The 18,711-nt window shown below is 46.4% G+C and carries 16 protein-coding genes; 7 read left to right on the forward strand and 9 right to left on the reverse strand.

What is annotated here, in order from left to right; translation table 11 throughout:
• Nucleotides 1-2: 2 nt before the first annotated feature.
• The 9 genes from sigE to QZ371_RS05455 form a co-directional block, all read right to left on the reverse strand.
• Nucleotides 3-740 (reverse strand): RNA polymerase sporulation sigma factor SigE, encoded by a 738-nt coding sequence (gene sigE, locus QZ371_RS05415; RefSeq protein WP_295210428.1) that lies wholly within the window; start codon nt 738-740, stop codon nt 3-5.
• Nucleotides 741-784: 44 nt separating this feature from the next.
• Entirely contained in the window at nt 785-1,615 is an 831-nt protein-coding gene (locus tag QZ371_RS05420; protein WP_295210430.1) for a sigma-E processing peptidase SpoIIGA, read from the reverse strand.
• 160 nt (nt 1,616-1,775) lie between these two features.
• Complete coding sequence (locus tag QZ371_RS05425; RefSeq protein ID WP_295210432.1) at nt 1,776-3,188, reverse strand: aminopeptidase; 1,413 nt, start codon at nt 3,186-3,188, stop codon at nt 1,776-1,778.
• Nucleotides 3,189-3,346: 158 nt separating this feature from the next.
• The gene (locus tag QZ371_RS05430; protein ID WP_295210434.1) at nt 3,347-4,006 is read right to left on the reverse strand and encodes a lytic transglycosylase domain-containing protein; all 660 of its coding nucleotides are present in this window, start codon (nt 4,004-4,006) and stop codon (nt 3,347-3,349) included.
• Entirely contained in the window at nt 3,996-4,601 is a 606-nt protein-coding gene (gene coaE / locus QZ371_RS05435) for a dephospho-CoA kinase (RefSeq protein WP_295210436.1), read from the reverse strand. Before coaE ends, QZ371_RS05430 begins: the two co-directional genes overlap by 11 nt.
• A complete protein-coding gene (locus QZ371_RS05440) occupies nt 4,601-5,617 on the reverse strand; it encodes an L-threonylcarbamoyladenylate synthase (protein ID WP_295210438.1) in 1,017 nt (338 codons plus the stop codon). The genes coaE and QZ371_RS05440 overlap by 1 nt, the downstream gene beginning before the upstream one ends.
• A gap of 3 nt (nt 5,618-5,620) precedes the next feature.
• Nucleotides 5,621-6,700, reverse strand: coding sequence for a peptide chain release factor 1 (gene prfA, locus QZ371_RS05445; protein ID WP_295210440.1), 1,080 nt, complete (start codon nt 6,698-6,700; stop codon nt 5,621-5,623).
• Between the two features lie 68 nt (nt 6,701-6,768).
• Complete coding sequence (locus QZ371_RS05450; RefSeq protein WP_295210442.1) at nt 6,769-6,957, reverse strand: DUF951 domain-containing protein; 189 nt, start codon at nt 6,955-6,957, stop codon at nt 6,769-6,771.
• 168 nt (nt 6,958-7,125) lie between these two features.
• Nucleotides 7,126-8,352 carry an LCP family protein gene (locus tag QZ371_RS05455; RefSeq protein ID WP_295210444.1) on the reverse strand — a complete coding sequence of 409 codons (1,227 nt, stop codon included), beginning with the start codon at nt 8,350-8,352 and terminating at the stop codon, nt 7,126-7,128.
• A gap of 368 nt (nt 8,353-8,720) precedes the next feature.
• On the opposite strand from QZ371_RS05455, the gene QZ371_RS05460 reads away from it, so the two are divergent.
• From QZ371_RS05460 to gltA, 7 genes are all read left to right on the forward strand, one after another.
• Complete coding sequence (locus QZ371_RS05460; protein ID WP_295210446.1) at nt 8,721-9,995, forward strand: diaminopimelate decarboxylase; 1,275 nt, start codon at nt 8,721-8,723, stop codon at nt 9,993-9,995.
• Between the two features lie 186 nt (nt 9,996-10,181).
• The gene (gene gatC, locus QZ371_RS05465) at nt 10,182-10,460 is read left to right on the forward strand and encodes an Asp-tRNA(Asn)/Glu-tRNA(Gln) amidotransferase subunit GatC (protein WP_295210448.1); all 279 of its coding nucleotides are present in this window, start codon (nt 10,182-10,184) and stop codon (nt 10,458-10,460) included.
• Between the two features lie 25 nt (nt 10,461-10,485).
• On the forward strand, nt 10,486-11,934 hold the full coding sequence (gatA, locus tag QZ371_RS05470) for an Asp-tRNA(Asn)/Glu-tRNA(Gln) amidotransferase subunit GatA (protein ID WP_366558702.1): 1,449 nt from the start codon (nt 10,486-10,488) through the stop codon (nt 11,932-11,934).
• Nucleotides 11,935-11,948: 14 nt separating this feature from the next.
• Nucleotides 11,949-14,822, forward strand: a complete 2,874-nt coding sequence (gene gatB / locus QZ371_RS11570) for an Asp-tRNA(Asn)/Glu-tRNA(Gln) amidotransferase subunit GatB (RefSeq protein ID WP_366558703.1) — start codon at nt 11,949-11,951, stop codon at nt 14,820-14,822.
• 158 nt (nt 14,823-14,980) lie between these two features.
• A complete protein-coding gene (locus QZ371_RS05485) occupies nt 14,981-16,228 on the forward strand; it encodes a family 10 glycosylhydrolase (protein WP_295210450.1) in 1,248 nt (415 codons plus the stop codon).
• Between the two features lie 217 nt (nt 16,229-16,445).
• Nucleotides 16,446-17,279 (forward strand): sulfide/dihydroorotate dehydrogenase-like FAD/NAD-binding protein, encoded by an 834-nt coding sequence (locus QZ371_RS05490; protein ID WP_295210452.1) that lies wholly within the window; start codon nt 16,446-16,448, stop codon nt 17,277-17,279.
• Entirely contained in the window at nt 17,279-18,664 is a 1,386-nt protein-coding gene (gene gltA / locus QZ371_RS05495; protein ID WP_295210454.1) for an NADPH-dependent glutamate synthase, read from the forward strand. Before QZ371_RS05490 ends, gltA begins: the two co-directional genes overlap by 1 nt.
• Nucleotides 18,665-18,711 lie beyond the last annotated feature (47 nt).

Consider the following 18,711-nt stretch of genomic DNA (forward strand, 5'->3'; position numbering starts at 1 on the left):
GGTTAGCATATCTTTTCGAGATTTTTTCTTATGGACTTTATAATGCGCTTTTCAAGCCGTGAGATATAGGACTGAGAAATACCAACCTCGTCGGCGACCTGTTTTTGGGTCATTTCCTTTGTACCGGAAAGCCCGAAACGCATTTCCATTATCTGTTTTTCTCTTGGCTCGAGCTTTTCTATTTCTTGGCGGAGAAGCTGTTTTTCGACCTCGCTTTCAATGCCACGATTGACTGTGTCATCGTCTGTGCCGAGGATATCGGAGAGCAGCAGCTCGTTGCCGTCCCAATCCACATTTAGTGGTTCGTCTATGGATATCTCGTTTTTGTACTGCACGGATTTGCGCAGGAACATTAATATCTCATTTTCAATGCAGCGTGAGGCATAGGTGGCGAGCTTGATATTCTTGGCAGGACAGAACGTGTTCACCGCCTTGATAAGGCCTATTGAGCCAATGGAGATAAGGTCCTCAATGCCGATACCTGTTGATTCAAACTTTTTTGCGATATATACCACAAGCCTGAGATTATGCACGATAAGCAATTCTCGGGCTTTTTTTTCGTCCTTTTCGAGAAGCTCGAAAGCTTTGGCTTCTTCCTCTTTGTTAAGGGGCGGCGGAAGAGAGTCGGAGCCGTTGAGATAGTCGATACAATTTTGCTGGTCGTTATCATCGGCAAAAAGCTTTTGGATAAAGCCTTGTATGTTATCGGCGAGTTTCAGATAATTAATTAGTGAAAGCATTTTTTCCTCCTGTATATGTTTATATTTATATTTATGTAAAATATTCAACTGAGCAGAACGGGATTGAAGATCGCTCGTGACTTTTTGCCCTTTGAGGGGACAATGCCAACATAGCATCGCAGGGTGCGGATATTGTCCTTTTCGTCGATTATCTTTACGCTGCCTGCGGCGGTGATGTGGATAAGTCCGCCGCCGTTTACTGTGGAAAAGGGGATAAGTCTAAAGCCGCTTAAGGTCTCGGGGTCGTCACGGTCAAGGTCGTAATGATAGAAAAGCTCATCGCAGTAAAAGACCACCACGGGGGTGCCTGTGAAGCTGTCGCAAAGCCTGTTGCCGCTGTCGCACACCGCAGGGAGCTTTATGACATAGCCGCCGTTTTCATAGACGGCTTCGTACTTTGCAGCCCTGTTGAAGCTTTTGCGTGTTATTATCTCATAGACCGTCAGCAGGCCGTATGCGGCAGCGGTGGAGAGCACGAGGTCTAGCAGGGAGATGTTGAAATACACCGTCAGATTGCGGAAAAATATTACCTTGCTTTTTGAAAGCTGCCATATCGTCACCGCCGCACCTGTGAAGAGGGTGGAGACGGCGAGGTATATGAGAAAATAGCGCAGGCGGCTGTAAAAGCTGCCCAGCCCAAAAGCTGTCAGCAGCGTTGCGGCGACCCCTGTGAGTTTTAGCAGTACGATGAGCAGGGCGGTGAAAAATCCGCCGCTGTTTATTACTATCACAAGGGAGAAGAGCCCGCCAAGGGCGCTGGCGGCGAACATTCGCAGGGGTTTGACCCTTTGATGAACTATCCTGCAAAGGGCGCAGAGCATTATGTATGTCATTATCCCGTTTGTGATAAGCAGGATATCTATGTAAATCTTCATAAGTCTGCGCCTGCCTTTCTTTGTTGTCTTTTACTATTTTACAACTTGTCAGGTGTAAAAATTGTCGCATTAGCAATTGCTTTTATCTGAATTTTGGCGCAAAAAAATCCGCTCTTCCGAAAATGGAAAAGCGGATAATTTGCTTTATGCTGTTATTAGATCAGTCTGCAAAGAAAACAGAGAAAGCCTTGTACGCCATATAGGTGTCGATCTTTGATGTTATCTCGAATGGAGCGTGCATTGAAAGGACTGGCACGCCAACGTCGATAACGTTCATATCAAGGTTTGCGATATACTGTGCGACAGTTCCTCCACCGCCGCCGTCTACCTTGCCAAGCTCGCCTGTCTGCCAAACGATGTTGTGCTCGTCAAAGAGGTTTCTTACTCTGCCCACAAATTCTGCGGAAGCGTCAGATGTGCCTGACTTGCCTCTTGCGCCCGTGAACTTTGTGGCAACGACGCCGTAATTGATCTGCGATGAGTTTCTGATCTCGAATGGCTCTGCAAATGTTGGATCAAAGGCTGCGTTTACATCTGCGGAAAGGCACTCAGAAGCGGAGATAACGTTTCTGCCCTCAAGGCCGTATACCTTTGCAAGGTCGGCGATGAAGTATGGCAGATATGAGCTGTTAAGGCCTGTGTTGCCGTCGCTGCCTGTTTCTTCCTTATCTGTGAGGACTGTCATACAAGTCTTTTTCGGGTCTTTGCACTTGAGGATAGCCTGCAAAGCTGTGTATGCGCAAACTCTGTCGTCCTGTCCGTATGAGCCTACCATACTTCTGTCAAAGCCAACGTCCTGCGCTTTGAAAGCCGGAACAGCTTCAAGCTCTGCGGAGACAAAGTCGTCCTCGACGATACCGTACTTTTCATTGAGGATAGCCATAATATTGAGCTTTACTTTGTTTGACACCTTATCGTCCTTGAAAGGTCTCGAGCCGATGAGCAGGTTGAGCTCTTCGCCCTTGATGAGCTGCGGAGCAGGTCTCTTCATCTGAGCGTCTGCAAGGTGGGGCAGGATATCTGTTACGCAGAAAACAGGGTCGTCCTTGTCCTCACCGATATTTACTGCTACGCTTTCGCCGTCAGCCTTGATGATAACGCCGTGTAGAGACATTGGAACGGTCGTCCATTGATACTTCTTGATACCGCCGTAATAGTGGGTCTTGAAAAGGCAAAGCTCTTTGTCCTCATAAAGCGGGTTCTGCTTGAGATCGAGACGAGGGGAGTCGATATGAGCTGCCGCAAGTCTGATACCCTTTTCAAGGCTGTCCTTGCCCATAACTGTGAGGATAACTGCCTTGCCCCTGTTTACGAAATAGAACTTATCGCCTGCGGAATACTTCTTGCCCTTTTCATATGGCTTGAAGCCTGATTCCTCAGCCTGTGCGACTGTTTCGATAACGGCTTCACGCTCGGTCTTGGCCTTGTTCAGAAAGCTTTTATAACCCTCGCAGAACTTATCGGCCTTTTTGATCTTGTCATCGCTAAGGCGAAGTCCGCCGTTTTTCTTATCCGAAAGAAGCTTTTCTGCAAGCTTTTCGCCCTCGGATTTTTCTTTTTTCTTGTTATCCATTGTAAATTCCTCCTTACTTAGATAAACTTTATGTTATTGATATATTTGTAAAAAGCAAGTTCACAAACGGGCGAACACTGTTCGCCCCTACATAAAAGCATTGTAGGGGACGGCGTCCTCGACGTCCCATTTGTTCGGATTTGCTAATACTCTCGGTTTTAATTTGCTTCCGTTATATCGCCGTCATTTGCAAGGATATCCTTGTAATTATCATAGGCACGGCGTATTTTTCTGACGTAATTCTGGGTCTGGTCGTTTTCGTTTGGGATATCGTTCTCGTTGAAGTTGTCGGGATCGACTGTGCCGTCCTCTATCCAACTGTCAACAAGGCTCATTCCGCAATGATATGCCGCCGCTGTCAGCTCTATGGAGCCGTCATATTTATCCATAAGGTAGCTGAGATAATATGTGCCATACTGGATATTGAGCTCTGGGTCGAACATATCGTCATAGCTGTTGTCACGCTGATCGTCAAGGCGATATTTTATCCAGTCGTATGCGTCCTCCATAAGCTGCATAAGACCTCTTGCGCCCACGGACGACACGGCGTCCTTATCAAAGCCGCTTTCGACTTTTATAACCGAGAACACCAGCACGGGGTCGCAGTCATATTTCTTTGAATACTTTATGACATACTCTTCATAGTCGGTGGGATATGAAAAGGAATTTGGGATATCCTTTGCTTTTTTTATTATCTGCTCGTGATAAAGTGAGACTATAAAGCCTATGCCGCTCAAAAGCAGAATGACCGCTATTATAACAGGGCCTTTTTTCAGCCGCCGTTTCTTTTTACGTCTGGTTTTTGCATTAGCCGCCATTTTTATCGTATCTTTCCTTTATATTATTTATGACCCTGCGTGTTTTATCCGCAGTTTCATCAAATCTGCCGTTATTTTCGATAACATACTCGCAGCGCTCTTTGAAAAATTCCGTTGTGTGTTGTGAAGCAAAACGCTTCTGCGCAAGCTCTTTGGGGATATTGTCCCTTTCCACAATTCGTGCAAGCCTTGTGTTATGATCCGCAACAACGCTCACGATCGTATCGCAAAGCTTATCGGCGCCAGCTTCAAAAAGGGTGGGTGCGTCAAGAAGTATAAAACTGCTTTTTGAAGCGGCAATGCGCTCTTTGATACTTTGATTTATGAAAGGGTAGATATTGCTGTTGAGCATATCGAGCTTTTGCTTGTCGGAAAAGACTGTTTCAGCCATTTTTCGTCTGTCAAGGGTGAGATTTTCGTCAAAGCAATGTGGGAAAAGCTTTGCAAGCTGCTTGCAGCAATCGCTGCCCGACAGGGTGACTTCACGGGCGATGATATCGCAGTTTATGATGTCAAAGCCCTGCTGCTCAAAGGCTTTTGAGACTGTGGTCTTGCCTGCGCCGCTTTGTCCTGTCAAACCAACGATAACTTTCATCAGAGCTTCACCACCTGAAAGCCTGCGGCTCTCAGCAGTCGGTTATAGACTGCAAGGCCTACGCCGTCCTTATTTGGGCAGCGTGCGAATACTTTCTTTGCGCCGATATCGTCAAGCTCTCTGAGCACATCAAAAAGCTCTTTCGCCTGCTCTTCGTCAGTTGCGCCATAGCAAAGGTGGGGTATATCCAGCCCGTCGCAATCGCTGTCGGCAAAGACCATAAGGGTGGTGTCTTTATCGGCATTTTCTTTGACAAAGCTTCTGAAAGCCTCAAGGCTGCTGTCGATTATGGTGACGTCAGCTTTCGGGGCATAGTGCTTATATTTCATTCCGGGGGAGCGGACTTTCACATTCTCGCCCAGCTTTTCAAGCACGCCTTTGTCAATAAGCACGTTGGGCGTTATCTCCATAAGATCTTCGGCGGAGATAAAGCCCGGTCGCAGAAGCCTTATGCTGTCGCCCTCAAAGCTTATAACAGTTGATTCAACGCCCACGCCGCAAGCACCGCCGTCGATTATAGCAGGTATCCTGCCCTGCATATCGTTAAGGACGTGCTGAGCCGTTGTTGGCGATGGGCTGCCCGAAAGGTTTGCCGACGGGGCGGCGATAGGGAAGCCGCAGGCGGAGATAAGGGCTCTTGCCACCTTATGTGACGGCATTCTTATGCCCACAGTATCAAGTCCGCCGCTTGTGACCATTGGTATTGTATCTGACTTGGGCATTATCATTGTGAGTGGACCCGGCCAGAATTTTTCTGCGCATTTTACTGCAAGCTTTGGCACTTCATTTACAAGCTCTTCTATCTGAACGATATCAGAGATATGCACGATGAGCGGGTTATCGGCAGGTCTGCCCTTGGCGGCGAATATCTTGCGCACCGCAGCTTCGTCAAAAGCATTTGCGGCAAGACCGTAAACAGTCTCCGTCGGCATACCGACAACTTCGCCGTCGGCGAGAAGCTTTGCGGCGGCCTTTATGCTTTCATCATCTGTGCCGAGTATTTTTGTATCAAACATTTTTTATTCTTCTTCCTGGCTTGCAAGCTTGGCAGCCTGATCGGCTGTTGCAAGTGCGTCGATTATTTCGTCAAGTGCGCCGTTGAGCACCTGTTCAAGTCTGTAAATAGTAAGACCTATTCTGTGGTCGGAGATTCTGCCCTCGGGGTAGTTATAAGTTCTAATTCTCTCGGAGCGGTCGCCTGTGCCCACCTGTGAACGTCTGTTGTCGGCGATCTCCTTATTCTGAGCCTGTACTTTCTGATCGAGCAGTCTTGAGCGTAGGACTTTAAGAGCCTTTTCCTTGTTTTTGAACTGCGAACGCTCGTCCTGACACTCAACTACCATACCAGTCGGCAGGTGAGTGATCCTGATAGCGGAGGAAGTCTTGTTGATATGCTGTCCGCCTGCGCCCGATGAACGGAAAACGTCGATCTTGAGGTCTTTCTCTTCGTTAAGGTCAAGCTCGACTTCGTCAGCTTCTGGGAGAACTGCGACTGTAACAGTAGAAGTGTGAACTCTGCCCTGTGATTCGGTTTCCGGCACACGCTGAACTCTGTGGACGCCGCTTTCGTACTTAAATCTTGAATATGCGCCCTCGCCCGAAACGCTGAAAGTGATTTCCTTATAGCCTCCAAGCTCGGTCTCATTCTCGTTCATAACTTCGATGTTCCAGCCCTTTGAAGCGGCATACATAGAATACATTCTGTAAAGTGAGCCTGCGAAAAGGGCAGCCTCTTCGCCGCCTGCGCCGCCTCTGATCTCGATGATAACGTTACGCTCATCGTTAGGGTCTTTCGGCAGGAGCAGGAGCTTGAGCTCTTCCTCAAGTCTTGCCATATCTTCCTTGGATTCTTCAAGCTGCATTTGCACCATTTCCTTGAAGTCCTTATCCATTCCGCCTGCGTCAAGAAGCTCCAGCGCTTCGTCATTGGCGGCCTTGGCTTTTTTGTATTCGCCGAATTTTTCAACTATCGGCGTAAGTGTCTTATATTCCTTCATAAGGCTTGTGTAGAGCTGATTGTTGTTTACAGTATCAGGCTGCATAAGCTTTTCGTTTATCTCATTGAACTTGTCTTCAAGCGCTTTTATTCTTTCAAACATTTTAAATTTCTCCTGTCATTTTAAGGTTTTGGCATTGTTATTTCATATAAGTCACAAAGCAGGAGCAGCTATGACTCTGCCTCACGAATAACTGTTTTGACGTTCTTTTCAGCTTTTCCACGAACGATCATAAACTCTCTGCCGCAGCCTTCGCAGCGCAGCTTGAAATCCATACCCGAACGCAGGACTAACATTCTGTTGCTGCCGCAGGGGTGGCTTTTTTTCATAACGAGGATATCGCCCTTGATTATATCCATCTGCACCACATTCCTTTCCAAATTTAATTCATACACAGATATTATAGCACAAAATCTTTTGTATGGCAATAGCGATTTATCAATTAAGTCAAGAGGGGAGCGAACGATCGGGCAAATGCTGTCGCAAAAATAAACGGGCTGCCTATCAAAAGCCGCCCGTTTGTGATATTATTTGCCGTAGATATTTTTCTTGATATAGTCGATATTCTTATCGAAATCAACTCCAAGAACGCTCATTCCTCTAATTGTGAGGTACTGCCAAGTGCCCTCCGCAGGAACTCTGCATTGCTCACGGTCATAGCCGAGATATGAAGCTGAGTTGAGGATAAGTGAGAAGATCTCGTCCTTTTGGAGGTTGGTCGTGATATTCGGCAGAAGTGCGTCAAGAAGATCGCTCATTTCGCCAATGCTCAGATCGGACATTTTCTCAAGTATCTTTTCGAGCACGGCACGCTGTCTGTCAGTTCTTGCAAAGTCTGTGCCGATGTATCTTATTCTTGAATATGCAAGAGCCTGTGCGCCGTCAAGGGTGTATGTTCCGCCCTTTGAGAGCTTGCCCTCGTCTGCGGCTCTGCCCTCGAGAGAGTTTATCTCGTTGAGGTATGCGTTCACATACTGTACTTCATCGTCAGTGACATTTATCTCAACGCCGCCGACAGCGTCAACGACTGTTGTGAAGGAGAAGAAATTCACCTGTGCGTATTTGTTTATCTCGATCTTGAAGTTCTGCTCGATAGTGTCGATAAGCAGATCAGCGCCGCCGTATGCATAGGCGTGGTTAAGCCTTGTGGATTCAACGCCCGGGATAGCAAGGTAGATATCACGGAGAAAAGATGTCATAACGATCTTTTCAGTTTTCTTGTTTATGGAAACAAGTATCATACTGTCGGAACGGCCTCTGTCAGACTTGTCTCTTGCGTCTGTGCCGATAAGGAGCACGTTGAGGACGTCCTTATCTTTCATAATATCGATGGCGTTGTTTTCCATATTCTTTCTGATAGCATCGTCAGCGGCATCGATATCTTCCTGCGGGGAGTCGGGCTCTGAAGTGATGTCGTCGTCGGGCTCGATAGAGTCAAGTATCTCATAGCTGTCCGCAACAGGGACGATATTTATTTTATCCACATAGTGATTTACTATCGCAACGGCAACGCCCATACCGATAAGCAGCAGGGCAACGATCACCACGGCGATTATCAAAATGACTTTTTTCTTCTTGCTCTTTTTCTTTGGCTTCTTTTTGGTGTTTGAGTTTTTATGCTGTACGGGTGCAGGCTTTTTGCTCTGCTCAGGGGCAGGAGCGGTCTCAGCCTGCGGTGCAGAAGCTTGCTGGTGCTTCTTTTCCATTGTTTCGGCAATTATCTCTTCGATAGACTTGTCGTTATTCTCGTTCATAGGTCTCTCCTCCATAATATGAATATATGAAAATGCTTAAAGGCATTAGTTTTATCAACTGCAAACAAGCGGGACGTCGGGGGCGCCGTCCCCTACATCACGTTATTTCAATGTAATTGTTTTCCTTATTATATAACATTTCTGCCAATAAATCAATATTTTCTGCAAGGGTTTGTACTTTTTGACCTTATTATAATAATTGCGGCGGCAAAAGTGTGTTGAAAATGCCAATAAATCTCGCTAAAAAGTGAAAAAAGGCGATTTGCACTTGACTAATCCGTATTAAAATGGTATGATAATTGTGTATTTTTGTGCTTATTTGCGCTTAATTTAATTTTGTATATTTTTTATAGAAGGATTGAGATATAATGAAAACACCATTTATTACAAAGGAAAAGGCTGAGGAGATCATCAAGCAGTTCCCAACGCCATTCCACATCTACGACGAAAAGGGCATAAGACAGAGAGCAAGAGACATCAACAAGGCTTTCAGCTGGAACAAGGGCTTCAAGGAGTATTTCGCTGTTAAGGCTACGCCAAATCCTTTTATTCTCAAGATATTGAAGGAAGAGGGCTGCGGCGTTGACTGTTCATCGCTGACAGAGCTTATGATGAGCGAGTGCTGCGGTTTCAGCGGAAGCGACATTATGTTTTCTTCAAACGTAACGCCAAAGGCCGATTTTCTCAAGGCAAGAGAGCTTGGAGCTTACATCAATCTTGACGACTTCACACACATCGACTATCTTGACGACCTTTGCGGCATTCCGGAGACTATCTGCTGCCGTTTCAATCCGGGCGGACATTTCGAGATAGAGACCCAGATAATGGACAACCCCGGCGAGGCTAAGTACGGCTTCACGAAGGAGCAGATCATCGAGGGCTTCAAGGTACTTCAGAAGAAGGGCGCAAAGCACTTCGGTATCCACGCTTTCCTTGCTTCAAACACGGTTTCAAACGCTTATTATCCAAAGCTTGCTAGGATCCTTTTCGAGCTGGCTGTTGAGCTTCACGAAAAGACAGGCGCTGATATCAAGTTCGTAAACCTTTCTGGCGGTATCGGTGTGGCTTACGAGCCTGACAAGCCGCAGAACGATATCTTCGCTATCGGCGAGGGCGTTCGCAAGGCATTTGAGGACATTATGGTGCCTGCCGGACTTGGCGACGTTGCTATCTTCACAGAGCTTGGCAGATTTATGCTTGCTCCGTTCGGTCATCTTGTTGCAACTTGCACACACCACAAGCACACATACAAGGAGTATGTTGGTCTTGACGCTTGTGCCTGCAACCTTATGAGGCCTGCAATGTACGGCGCTTATCACCACATCACAGTTCTTGGCAAGGAAAATGCCCTTTGCGACCACAAGTATGACGTTACAGGCGGCCTTTGCGAGAACAACGACAAGTTCGCTGTTGACAGAATGCTCCCTGAGATCGACACAGGCGATATCCTTGTTATCCACGACACAGGCGCTCACGGCTTCTCAATGGGTTACAACTACAACGGCAAGCTGCGTTCAGCAGAGATACTTCTCCACGAGGACGGCACTTTCGATATGATAAGACGTGCTGAGACACCTGCTGATTATTTCGCAACATTTGATTTTACTGATATTTTCGATAAATATACAAAGAATAATAAGTAATGACGCTTAAAGATCCACAGGGGAATTCTCTGTGGGTCTTGCTGTTTTTCTATGGACGGGCGGCAATTATTAAAAAAATCGGAATTTATGCAATTTCTGCTTGCAAAATAGTATGAAATGTAGTATAATATTAAATTGAATTGGTGTATTTTTATGCCTAATATTAAGAAAGGTCAGGGATTATATATGGATTTGGATATGGTTAAATACCTAGCCGAGCTCAGTAAGCTTGAATATTCCGAGAAAGAGCTTGCGGCGACGGCAGATCAGATGACTGATATTATCGATCTTATGGATACAGTTAAGGAGATCAACATTACCTATGACGACCTCAAGGATAATCACGATGTTTATCTTAACGACCTGAGAAAGGACGAGGTATACGAGTCTATGCCTACTTCAAAGGTTCTTTCAAACGCAGTCAATACTAATAACTGCTTTGTTGTTCCAAAGGTAGTGGAATAAATTAAAAGGGAAGGTAGTGTGTAATTTGGACGTTTCTTCAATGAAGATCCGTGATATGCGTAAGGCTCTTGACAGCAAAGAGATATCTGCTAAAGAGCTTGCACAGACATATCTTGATAAGATAAAGAAATACGACGATAAGATACAGAGCTTTATCACAATTACAGAGGAAAAGGCTCTGGAACAGGCTGAAAAGGCGCAGGCTGTTATCGATAAGGGCGAAGCAAAGGCTCTCACAGGAATACCTGTGGCAGTAAAGGACAATATCTGCACAGAGGGCGTAAAGACCACCTGTGCGTCAAAAATGCTTGAAAACTTCGTTCCGCCTTATAATGCGACCGTTATGGAAAAGCTTGACGCTGAAAATATCGTAATGCTCGGCAAGACTTCTATGGACGAGTTCGCAATGGGCGGTTCAACTCAGACATCGGCTTTCGCTAAGACTAAGAACCCTTACGATCTTGGCTGCGTGCCGGGCGGTTCTTCCGGCGGATCGGCTGCGGCTGTTGCAGCAGGCTTCGCTCCTGTTGCTCTTGGTACTGATACGGGCGGATCTATCAGACAGCCTGCCGCTTTCTGCGGCGTTACAGGTATCAAGCCGACTTACAGCAGAGTTTCAAGATTCGGTCTTGTGGCTTTCGCTTCATCGCTCGATCAGATCGGTTCTATCGGTCTTGACGCTCACGACTGCGCTATTCTCCTTAACGAGATAAGCGGCTTCGATCATCACGACGGCACAAGCTCAAAGCTTGAAGTGCCAGACTTCACAGCAAAGATCGGCGAATCCCTCAAGGGTATGAAGATCGCTCTGCCAAAGGAATTTTATGCCGACGGTATCGACGACGAGGTAAAGGCTGCTGTTCTCAAGGCTGCTGACGAATACAAGGCAATGGGCGCTGAGCTCGTTGAGTGTTCAATGCCTTCGCTCAAGTACGCTGTACCTTGTTATTATCTGCTTGCCTGCGCTGAGGCTGCTTCAAACCTGTCAAGATATGACGGTATCAAGTACGGCCACAGAACAGCTTCCGCTGACAGCTATGAACAGCTTATCATCAAGTCACGTTCAGAGGGCTTCGGCGAAGAGGTAAAGAGAAGGATACTTCTCGGAAACTACTGCCTCTCAAGCGGTTATTATGACGCTTATTACAGAAAGGCAATGGCTCTCAGACAGCTCATTAGAAAAGAATACAACGATATATTCGAGAAGTGCGACGTTATCCTTACGCCGACAACTCCTGCCGTTGCATACAGCCCTGAAAAGACTTCTGACCCTGTTCAGATGTATCAGGCTGATATCTGCACGGTAACAGTAAACATTGCGGGTCTTCCTGCGATATCAACTCCTTGCGGCTATGACAGCAAGGGTATGCCTATCGGAATGTCTGTAATAGGCAGAAAGTTCGACGAGGCAACTATCATCAAGACAGCCGACGCATATGAAAAGGGCTTCACCCCTGTTGCGCCGAAGCTTTAAGGAGGACGAGACAAATGGAAAAATGGAGAACTGTCATCGGCCTTGAGATACACGCCGAGCTGCTTACTAAAACAAAGATCTTCTGTAACTGTTCCGCTGAATTCGGCGGAGCGCCAAATACAAGGTGCTGTCCAGTTTGTACAGGTATGCCCGGTACGCTGCCGATAATCAATCAGCAGGCTGTCGAGTATGCCGTAAAGGCCGGTTATGCGCTTAACTGCGGTATCAACAAGTTTTCTGTATTCGACAGAAAAAACTACTTCTATCCCGACCTGCCAAAGGCATATCAGATATCACAGCTTTACAGACCTATCGTAGGCTCCGGTTATGTGCCTATCGAAGTAAACGGTCAGAAGAAGAACATCAGGATCAACCATATCCACCTTGAAGAGGACGCAGGTAAGCTCGTTCACGATGATTTCAACGGCGTTTCAATGGCGGACTATAACAGATGTGGTATCCCGCTTATCGAGATCGTTACTGAGCCTGATATCGCTTCCGCAGAAGAGGCTATGGCTTTCGTTGAGCAGATATCACTTCTCTTGCAGTATGCAGGGGTTTGCGACTGTAAAATGGAGCAGGGTTCATTGAGATGTGACGTTAATATCTCTCTTATGAGACCTGATGCTACTGAATTTGGTACCCGTGCCGAGATCAAGAACATCAACTCTATCAAGTCTGTTGGCAGAGCTATCAAGTACGAGGAAAAGAGACAGGCGCTTCTCCTTGAGGCAGGCAAGAAGGTCGTACAGGAGACAAGACGTTACAATGCTAACAGAGACAAGACGACTTCGATGCGTACAAAGGAAAATGCTAACGACTATCGTTATTTCCCAGAGCCGGATATCCTTCAGGTAAATCTTACAGACGCCCAGCTTGACGAGATCAGAGCAAAGCTCCCTGAAATGCCAAGCAGCAGATTCAAGAGATATACTGAGGAATACGGTATCTCAGAAGTTGACGCAAAGATACTCATCCAGTCCAAGATAATCTCCGATTTCTTTGAGGCTGCCGTTAAGAGATACAATAATCCTAAGAGCGTTGCTGTATTCATTCTCGGCGAGTTTATGAGAAGAGTAAATCTCGGAGAGATCGACATAAACAACATCAGTTTCAGCGCAGACGAGTTCGCAGAGCTTGTTGAGATGGCTGACACAGAAAAGGTTTCAAAGAACGATGCCAAGGCCGTGTTCAGAGCAATGGTAGAAGAGGGCGGAAAGCCTATGGACATTGCCAAGAGCAAGGGTATGCTCATCACAGTCGATACTGCAAAGGTAGAGGCTGGTGTCGACGAGATACTTGCTGCAAATGCCGCACAGGTAGAGCAGTACAAGAACGGCGAAACAAAGGTATTCGGCTTTATTATGGGTCAATGTACAAAGGCGCTCAAGGGCGTTGCTACACCTAAGATTATAAAGGAAGTCCTCGAGGCAAAGCTCAAGGCGGCTGCCGCCGATGCTGACAATGAGGGCGACAAGAAGGAAGAAGTCAAGGAGAATGTCATCGACACTTCAAAGCTTACTCCTTACGAGAATGCCGACAAGTATCAGCCGACATCTGACGGCGATATGCTTATGATCGCAACGGACGACCTCAAGCAGGAATTTATGCTTGCTGACGCTCAGGCAAATATGGGCAAGGAAGTTGAGTTCTCGGGCTGCGTTCACAAGATAAAGAATATGGGAAGCATTGCATTCGTTGTTGTAAGAACATCGAGAAATGTGTTCCAGACTGTTTATTCAGCAGATAAGTGCAAGGATTCTATCGAGGGTCTGAGAGAGGGCTATTATGTAAACGTAAAGGGTATCGTCAAGGAGAATGGCAGAGATGTCAACGGCCTTGAGATCGAGCTTACTTCTATCAAGCTTATCTCCACTTCCGCAGCAGAGCTTCCGCTGAAAATTTCACAGGGCAAGCTCAACTGCACCATCGAAGTAAATCTTGACAACCGTGCGGTATCCCTCAGAAACCCTTATGAGAGAGCTATATTCAAGCTTCAAGAGGGTCTTGTACAGGGTATGCACAGATTTATGCAGGCAAACAACTTCACAGAGATTCACTCGCCGAAGATAGTTGCACAGGGCGCAGAGGGCGGCGCTAATATCTTCCGCCTTGACTATTTCGGAAAGTCAGCTTTCCTTAATCAGTCGCCGCAGTTCTATAAGCAGATGGCTGTCGCTTACTTTGACAGAGTTTACGAGATCGCACCTGTATACAGAGCTGAGAAGCACGCAACTTCACGTCACATCAACGAGTATATCGGCCTTGACTTTGAAATGGGCTATATCGACAGTATGTATGACGTTATGAAAATGGAGATCGCAATGCTGAAATCTATTTTCGAGTATATCAAGGAAAATTATCAGAACGAGATAAAGATACTTGACGCTGACGTGCCAGATATCAAGGAAGTTCCTTCTATCAAGTTTGCTGACGCTATCAAGCTGCTGAGAGGCGGCGAGGGCAGCGGCAAGAAGTTCGACCTTGACCCAGAGGACGAGGTGAACCTTGGCAAGTATGCAAAAGAAAAGTACGATTCAGACTTTATCTTTGTTACACACTTCCCATCATCAAAGCCGCCGTTCTATGCGATGAATTCTAAGGAAGACCCAAGAGAGGCTTACAAGTTCGACCTGTTGTTCAGAGGACTTGAGATCACATCGGGCGGTCAGAGAATCCACGATTATAACGAGCAGGTAGCGAAGATGAAGGCGCAGGGGCTTGATCCGGACGACTTCAAGAATTACCTTGAGGCTCACAAGTACGGTCTGCCACCTCACGGCGGTCTTGGTATCGGTCTTGAGAGACTTCTTATGAAGCTTCTTAACAAGAACAATATCAGAGAGACTTCTCTCTTCCCAAGAGATATCAACAGACTTATGCCATAGTAGGTCATAGGCTGGAAATAAGTTTTTACAAGAACGGACGGAATTTTCTGTCCGTTCTTTTTTTGCCTGTATATAAGCCGCATATTTGCCCAATAAGAATAGTATACATTAGTCAGCACGTCTGAGTAGTGCAGCGTTTTTATTGGAGGAATGATGATTTGAAAAAGATATTGGCTTTGGCGATGTGCGCAGTTATGCTTTGCTCCTGCGGCATTGGCGGGGATAGTTCTGACAGTCAGAGGGACAGGCTTGTGACCCTTGAAAGGGCTTCGGTGATACCTGTTGAGGTGATGGGTGAGGATAGTTCAAAGGCGGAGAAGGTGAATTATAAAGAACAGAAAGCTCTTTGGATATCGTACATCGACCTTGCGCCAATGCTGACGGGGAAGAGTGAGGAAGAGTTTCGCTCCAACTTTTCGGCAGCTTGTGAAAATGCGGCGGAGCTTGGCTGCAACACACTTTACGTTCACGTCAGACCATTTGGTGATGCAATTTATTTTTCAAAGCTTTATCCGCCCTCACGATATATCACGGGGCAGGCAGGGAAGCGTGGTGGATTTGATCCGCTGGAAATTATGATCGAGACAGCACACGAAAATGGGCTATCTTTTCACGCTTGGATAAATCCATTGCGGTGCGAAAATGAGGAAGCTTATTCGGCTTATGATAACTGCTATCCGCTGAAACAATGGTATGATATGGATAACGGCTATCTCCAGCGAGTGGAGGGGGACAGCCATTTGTGGCTCGACCCTGCCTATGACGAGGTGCGAAAGCTTATTGCGGACGGAGCGGCGGAGCTTGCGGAAAATTACGATATCGACGGCATACATTACGATGATTATTTTTATCCCACCACGGTGGAGAGCTTTGATGTTGAGTGCTTTTCGGCGCAAAGCGAATTTGACGATCTGTCGCTTTGGCGGCTGGATAATATAAACAAAATGGCGGCGGAGATATATAATGCAGTGAAGTCGGTGGACGATGATATCGTGGTGGGGGTATCGCCCCAGGGAAATATTGAGAACAACTATGAATATATGTACGCCGATGTTAAGAAATGGTGTTCAGAGGAGGGGTATATAGACTATATTTGTCCGCAGATATATTTCGGATATGACAACAGCGTCAAGCCCTATTTGCAGACTTTGGCGGACTGGAAGAGCCTTTGCACGGGAAATGTTGATCTGATCGCAGGGCTGGGGGTGTATAAGATCGGTGCGGAAGATGAGTTCGCTGACGATATCGGCATTATCGGCAGGCAGATTTCTGACGCTGTCGAAGAGGGCGGTTTTGACGGTGCGGCGCTTTATGCTTACAATAATATCTTCACGCCGACAGATGATATGATAGTTAGAACTAACCAAGAGCTGGAATTTATAAGGGCGGCTCTTGAAGATTTTTAACATATAGAAAATTATATGTGCTATGCTAAATTTGCATAAAATGTATGAATAATTTGTGAGATATTATGATGAAATTTATGGAGATAAACAAAAAGCTATTGAAATTTATGATATTATATAGTATAATATTAGATGTTGTAGGGTGATAATGCAGATTTTTTGTGTTATTTGCCTAAAACTTATTGCATTTTTGCTAAATATTTAGGGAGGGATTTTAGTGTACAAAATCGTAACAAGAAAACAGCTCAATGATTCTGTTGTTCTTATGGAAATTGACGCTCCTTACATTGCCGCTAAGGCTGAGGCTGGTCAGTTCATCATTTACAGAGTCGATGAGAAGGGCGAGCGTGTTCCGCTCACTATTGCTGATTATGACAGAGAAAAGGGCACTATCACAATTATTTTCCAGGTAGTAGGCGCTTCTACTACTGAGCTTTCAAGACTTAATGAAGGCGATTATATCCACGACGTTGTTGGCCCTCTGGGCGTTGCAACTGAGTATGACGAAGGCGTTAAGAGAGTTGCTGTTGTCGGCGGCGGCGTTGGCTGTGCTATCGCTTACCCACAGGCTAAGAAGCTTCACTCAATGGGCGTTGAAGTTGACCTTATCGCAGGTTTCAGAAGCAAGGATATCGTTATCCTTGAGGAAGAGATGGGCAAGGCTTCTTCACATCTTCACATCTGTACTGACGATGGCTCATACGGCTATCACGGATTTGTTACAAACAAGCTTCAGGAACTTATCGACGGCGGAGCTAAGTTTGACGAAGTTATAGCTATCGGCCCTGTTCCAATGATGAAGTTCGTTTGCAAGGTAACAAAGCCTTACGATATCAAGACCCTCGTTTCACTTAACCCTATTATGATCGACGGCACAGGAATGTGCGGCGGATGTCGTGTTACTGTTGACGGCAAGATCAAGTATGCTTGCGTTGACGGCCCTGACTTTGACGGTCAGAAGGTAGATTTTGACGAGCTTATGAGAAGAAACTCGACTTATAAGGAGCAGGAAAAGGCTCACTTGTGCAGACTTACAGGAGGTGTAAGATAATGGCTAATATGAGTTTGACAAAGACTCCTATCGCTGAGCAGGAGCCAAAGGTCAGAGCAAGAAACTTCAAGGAAGTTACTCTCGGTTATACACCTGAGCAGGCAATGGAAGAGGCTACAAGATGTCTTAACTGTAAGCATAAGCCTTGTATGACAGGATGTCCTGTAAGCGTTAGAATTCCGGAATTCGTTGCAAAGGTAGCAGAGGGCAAGTTCGAGGAAGCTTATGCTATCATCAAGACAACGAACGCTCTTCCGGCAGTTTGCGGACGTGTATGTCCACAGGAGCATCAATGTGAAGGCAAGTGCGTAAGAGGTATCAAGGGCGAGCCTGTCGCTATCGGCAGACTTGAGAGATTCTGCGCTGACTATATGATGGACAAGAAGGTTGAAGTTGAGAAGGCAGAGCCAAACGGCCATAAGGTAGCTGTTGTCGGCGGCGGCCCTTCAAGCCTTACAGTTGCAGGCGACCTTGCTAAGCTCGGTTACGATGTAACTATCTACGAGGCATTCCACACAGCAGGCGGCGTTCTAATGTATGGTATCCCTGAGTTCAGACTTCCAAAGGCTATCGTTCAGCACGAGATCGACAACCTTACTAATATGGGCGTACATATTATGACAAATATGGTAATCGGCAGAGTTCTTTCTATCGACGAGCTTATGGGTATGGGCTATGAGGCTGTATTCGTTGGTTCAGGCGCTGGTCTGCCAAGATTTATGGGTATCGAGGGCGAAGGCCTTGTAGGCGTTTACTCCGCTAACGAGTATCTTACAAGAATCAACCTTATGAAGGCTTATAAGGACGATTATGACACTCCGATCATGAAGTCAAAGAATGTTGCTGTTGTGGGCGGCGGTAACGTTGCAATGGACGCTGCACGTTCTGCAATGAGACTTGGCGCTGAGCACGTTTATATCGTATACAGACGTTCAATGGACGAGCTTCCTGCAAGAAAGGAAGAGGTCCATCACGCTCAGGAAGAGGGCATTGAGTTCCTGGTTCTGAACAACCCTGTTAAGATCGTTGGCGATGAGAACGGCCACGTTACCGGTATGGAATGTATCAAGATGGAACTTGGCGAGCCTGACGCAAGCGGCAGAAGACGTCCTATCCCTGTTGAGGGTTCAAACTTTGTGCTTGACGTTGACACAGCTATTATGTCTATCGGTACTTCACCAAACCCACTTATCAGAAGCACAACACCTGGCCTTGAGACAAACGATCACGGCTGCCTTATCGTTGACGAGAACGAGTCAACAACTAAGGAAGGCGTTTACGCCGGCGGTGACGCTGTTACAGGCGCTGCTACTGTTATCCTCGCAATGGGCGCAGGCAAGAAGGCTGCCGCAGCTATCGACGAGTATATCAAGAACAAGAAATAATTTCATTTAAGTTGAAAATAAATTGTGAAAAGGGTTGAATTATCATA

This window comes from Ruminococcus sp. (assembly GCF_019423705.1).
Lineage (GTDB): Bacteria > Bacillota > Clostridia > Oscillospirales > Ruminococcaceae > Hominimerdicola.

Coding starts and splice junctions, on each gene's coding strand:
- sigE (WP_295210428.1), bottom strand. CDS start 740: ATGCTTTCACTAATTAATTATCTGAAACTCGCCGATAACATACAAGGC.
- QZ371_RS05420 (WP_295210430.1), bottom strand. CDS start 1,615: ATGAAGATTTACATAGATATCCTGCTTATCACAAACGGGATAATGACA.
- QZ371_RS05425 (WP_295210432.1), bottom strand. CDS start 3,188: ATGGATAACAAGAAAAAAGAAAAATCCGAGGGCGAAAAGCTTGCAGAA.
- QZ371_RS05430 (WP_295210434.1), bottom strand. CDS start 4,006: ATGGCGGCTAATGCAAAAACCAGACGTAAAAAGAAACGGCGGCTGAAA.
- coaE (WP_295210436.1), bottom strand. CDS start 4,601: ATGAAAGTTATCGTTGGTTTGACAGGACAAAGCGGCGCAGGCAAGACC.
- QZ371_RS05440 (WP_295210438.1), bottom strand. CDS start 5,617: ATGTTTGATACAAAAATACTCGGCACAGATGATGAAAGCATAAAGGCC.
- prfA (WP_295210440.1), bottom strand. CDS start 6,700: ATGTTTGAAAGAATAAAAGCGCTTGAAGACAAGTTCAATGAGATAAAC.
- QZ371_RS05450 (WP_295210442.1), bottom strand. CDS start 6,957: ATGGATATAATCAAGGGCGATATCCTCGTTATGAAAAAAAGCCACCCC.
- QZ371_RS05455 (WP_295210444.1), bottom strand. CDS start 8,352: ATGAACGAGAATAACGACAAGTCTATCGAAGAGATAATTGCCGAAACA.
- QZ371_RS05460 (WP_295210446.1), top strand. CDS start 8,721: ATGAAAACACCATTTATTACAAAGGAAAAGGCTGAGGAGATCATCAAG.
- gatC (WP_295210448.1), top strand. CDS start 10,182: ATGGATTTGGATATGGTTAAATACCTAGCCGAGCTCAGTAAGCTTGAA.
- gatB (WP_366558703.1), top strand. CDS start 11,949: ATGGAAAAATGGAGAACTGTCATCGGCCTTGAGATACACGCCGAGCTG.
- gltA (WP_295210454.1), top strand. CDS start 17,279: ATGGCTAATATGAGTTTGACAAAGACTCCTATCGCTGAGCAGGAGCCA.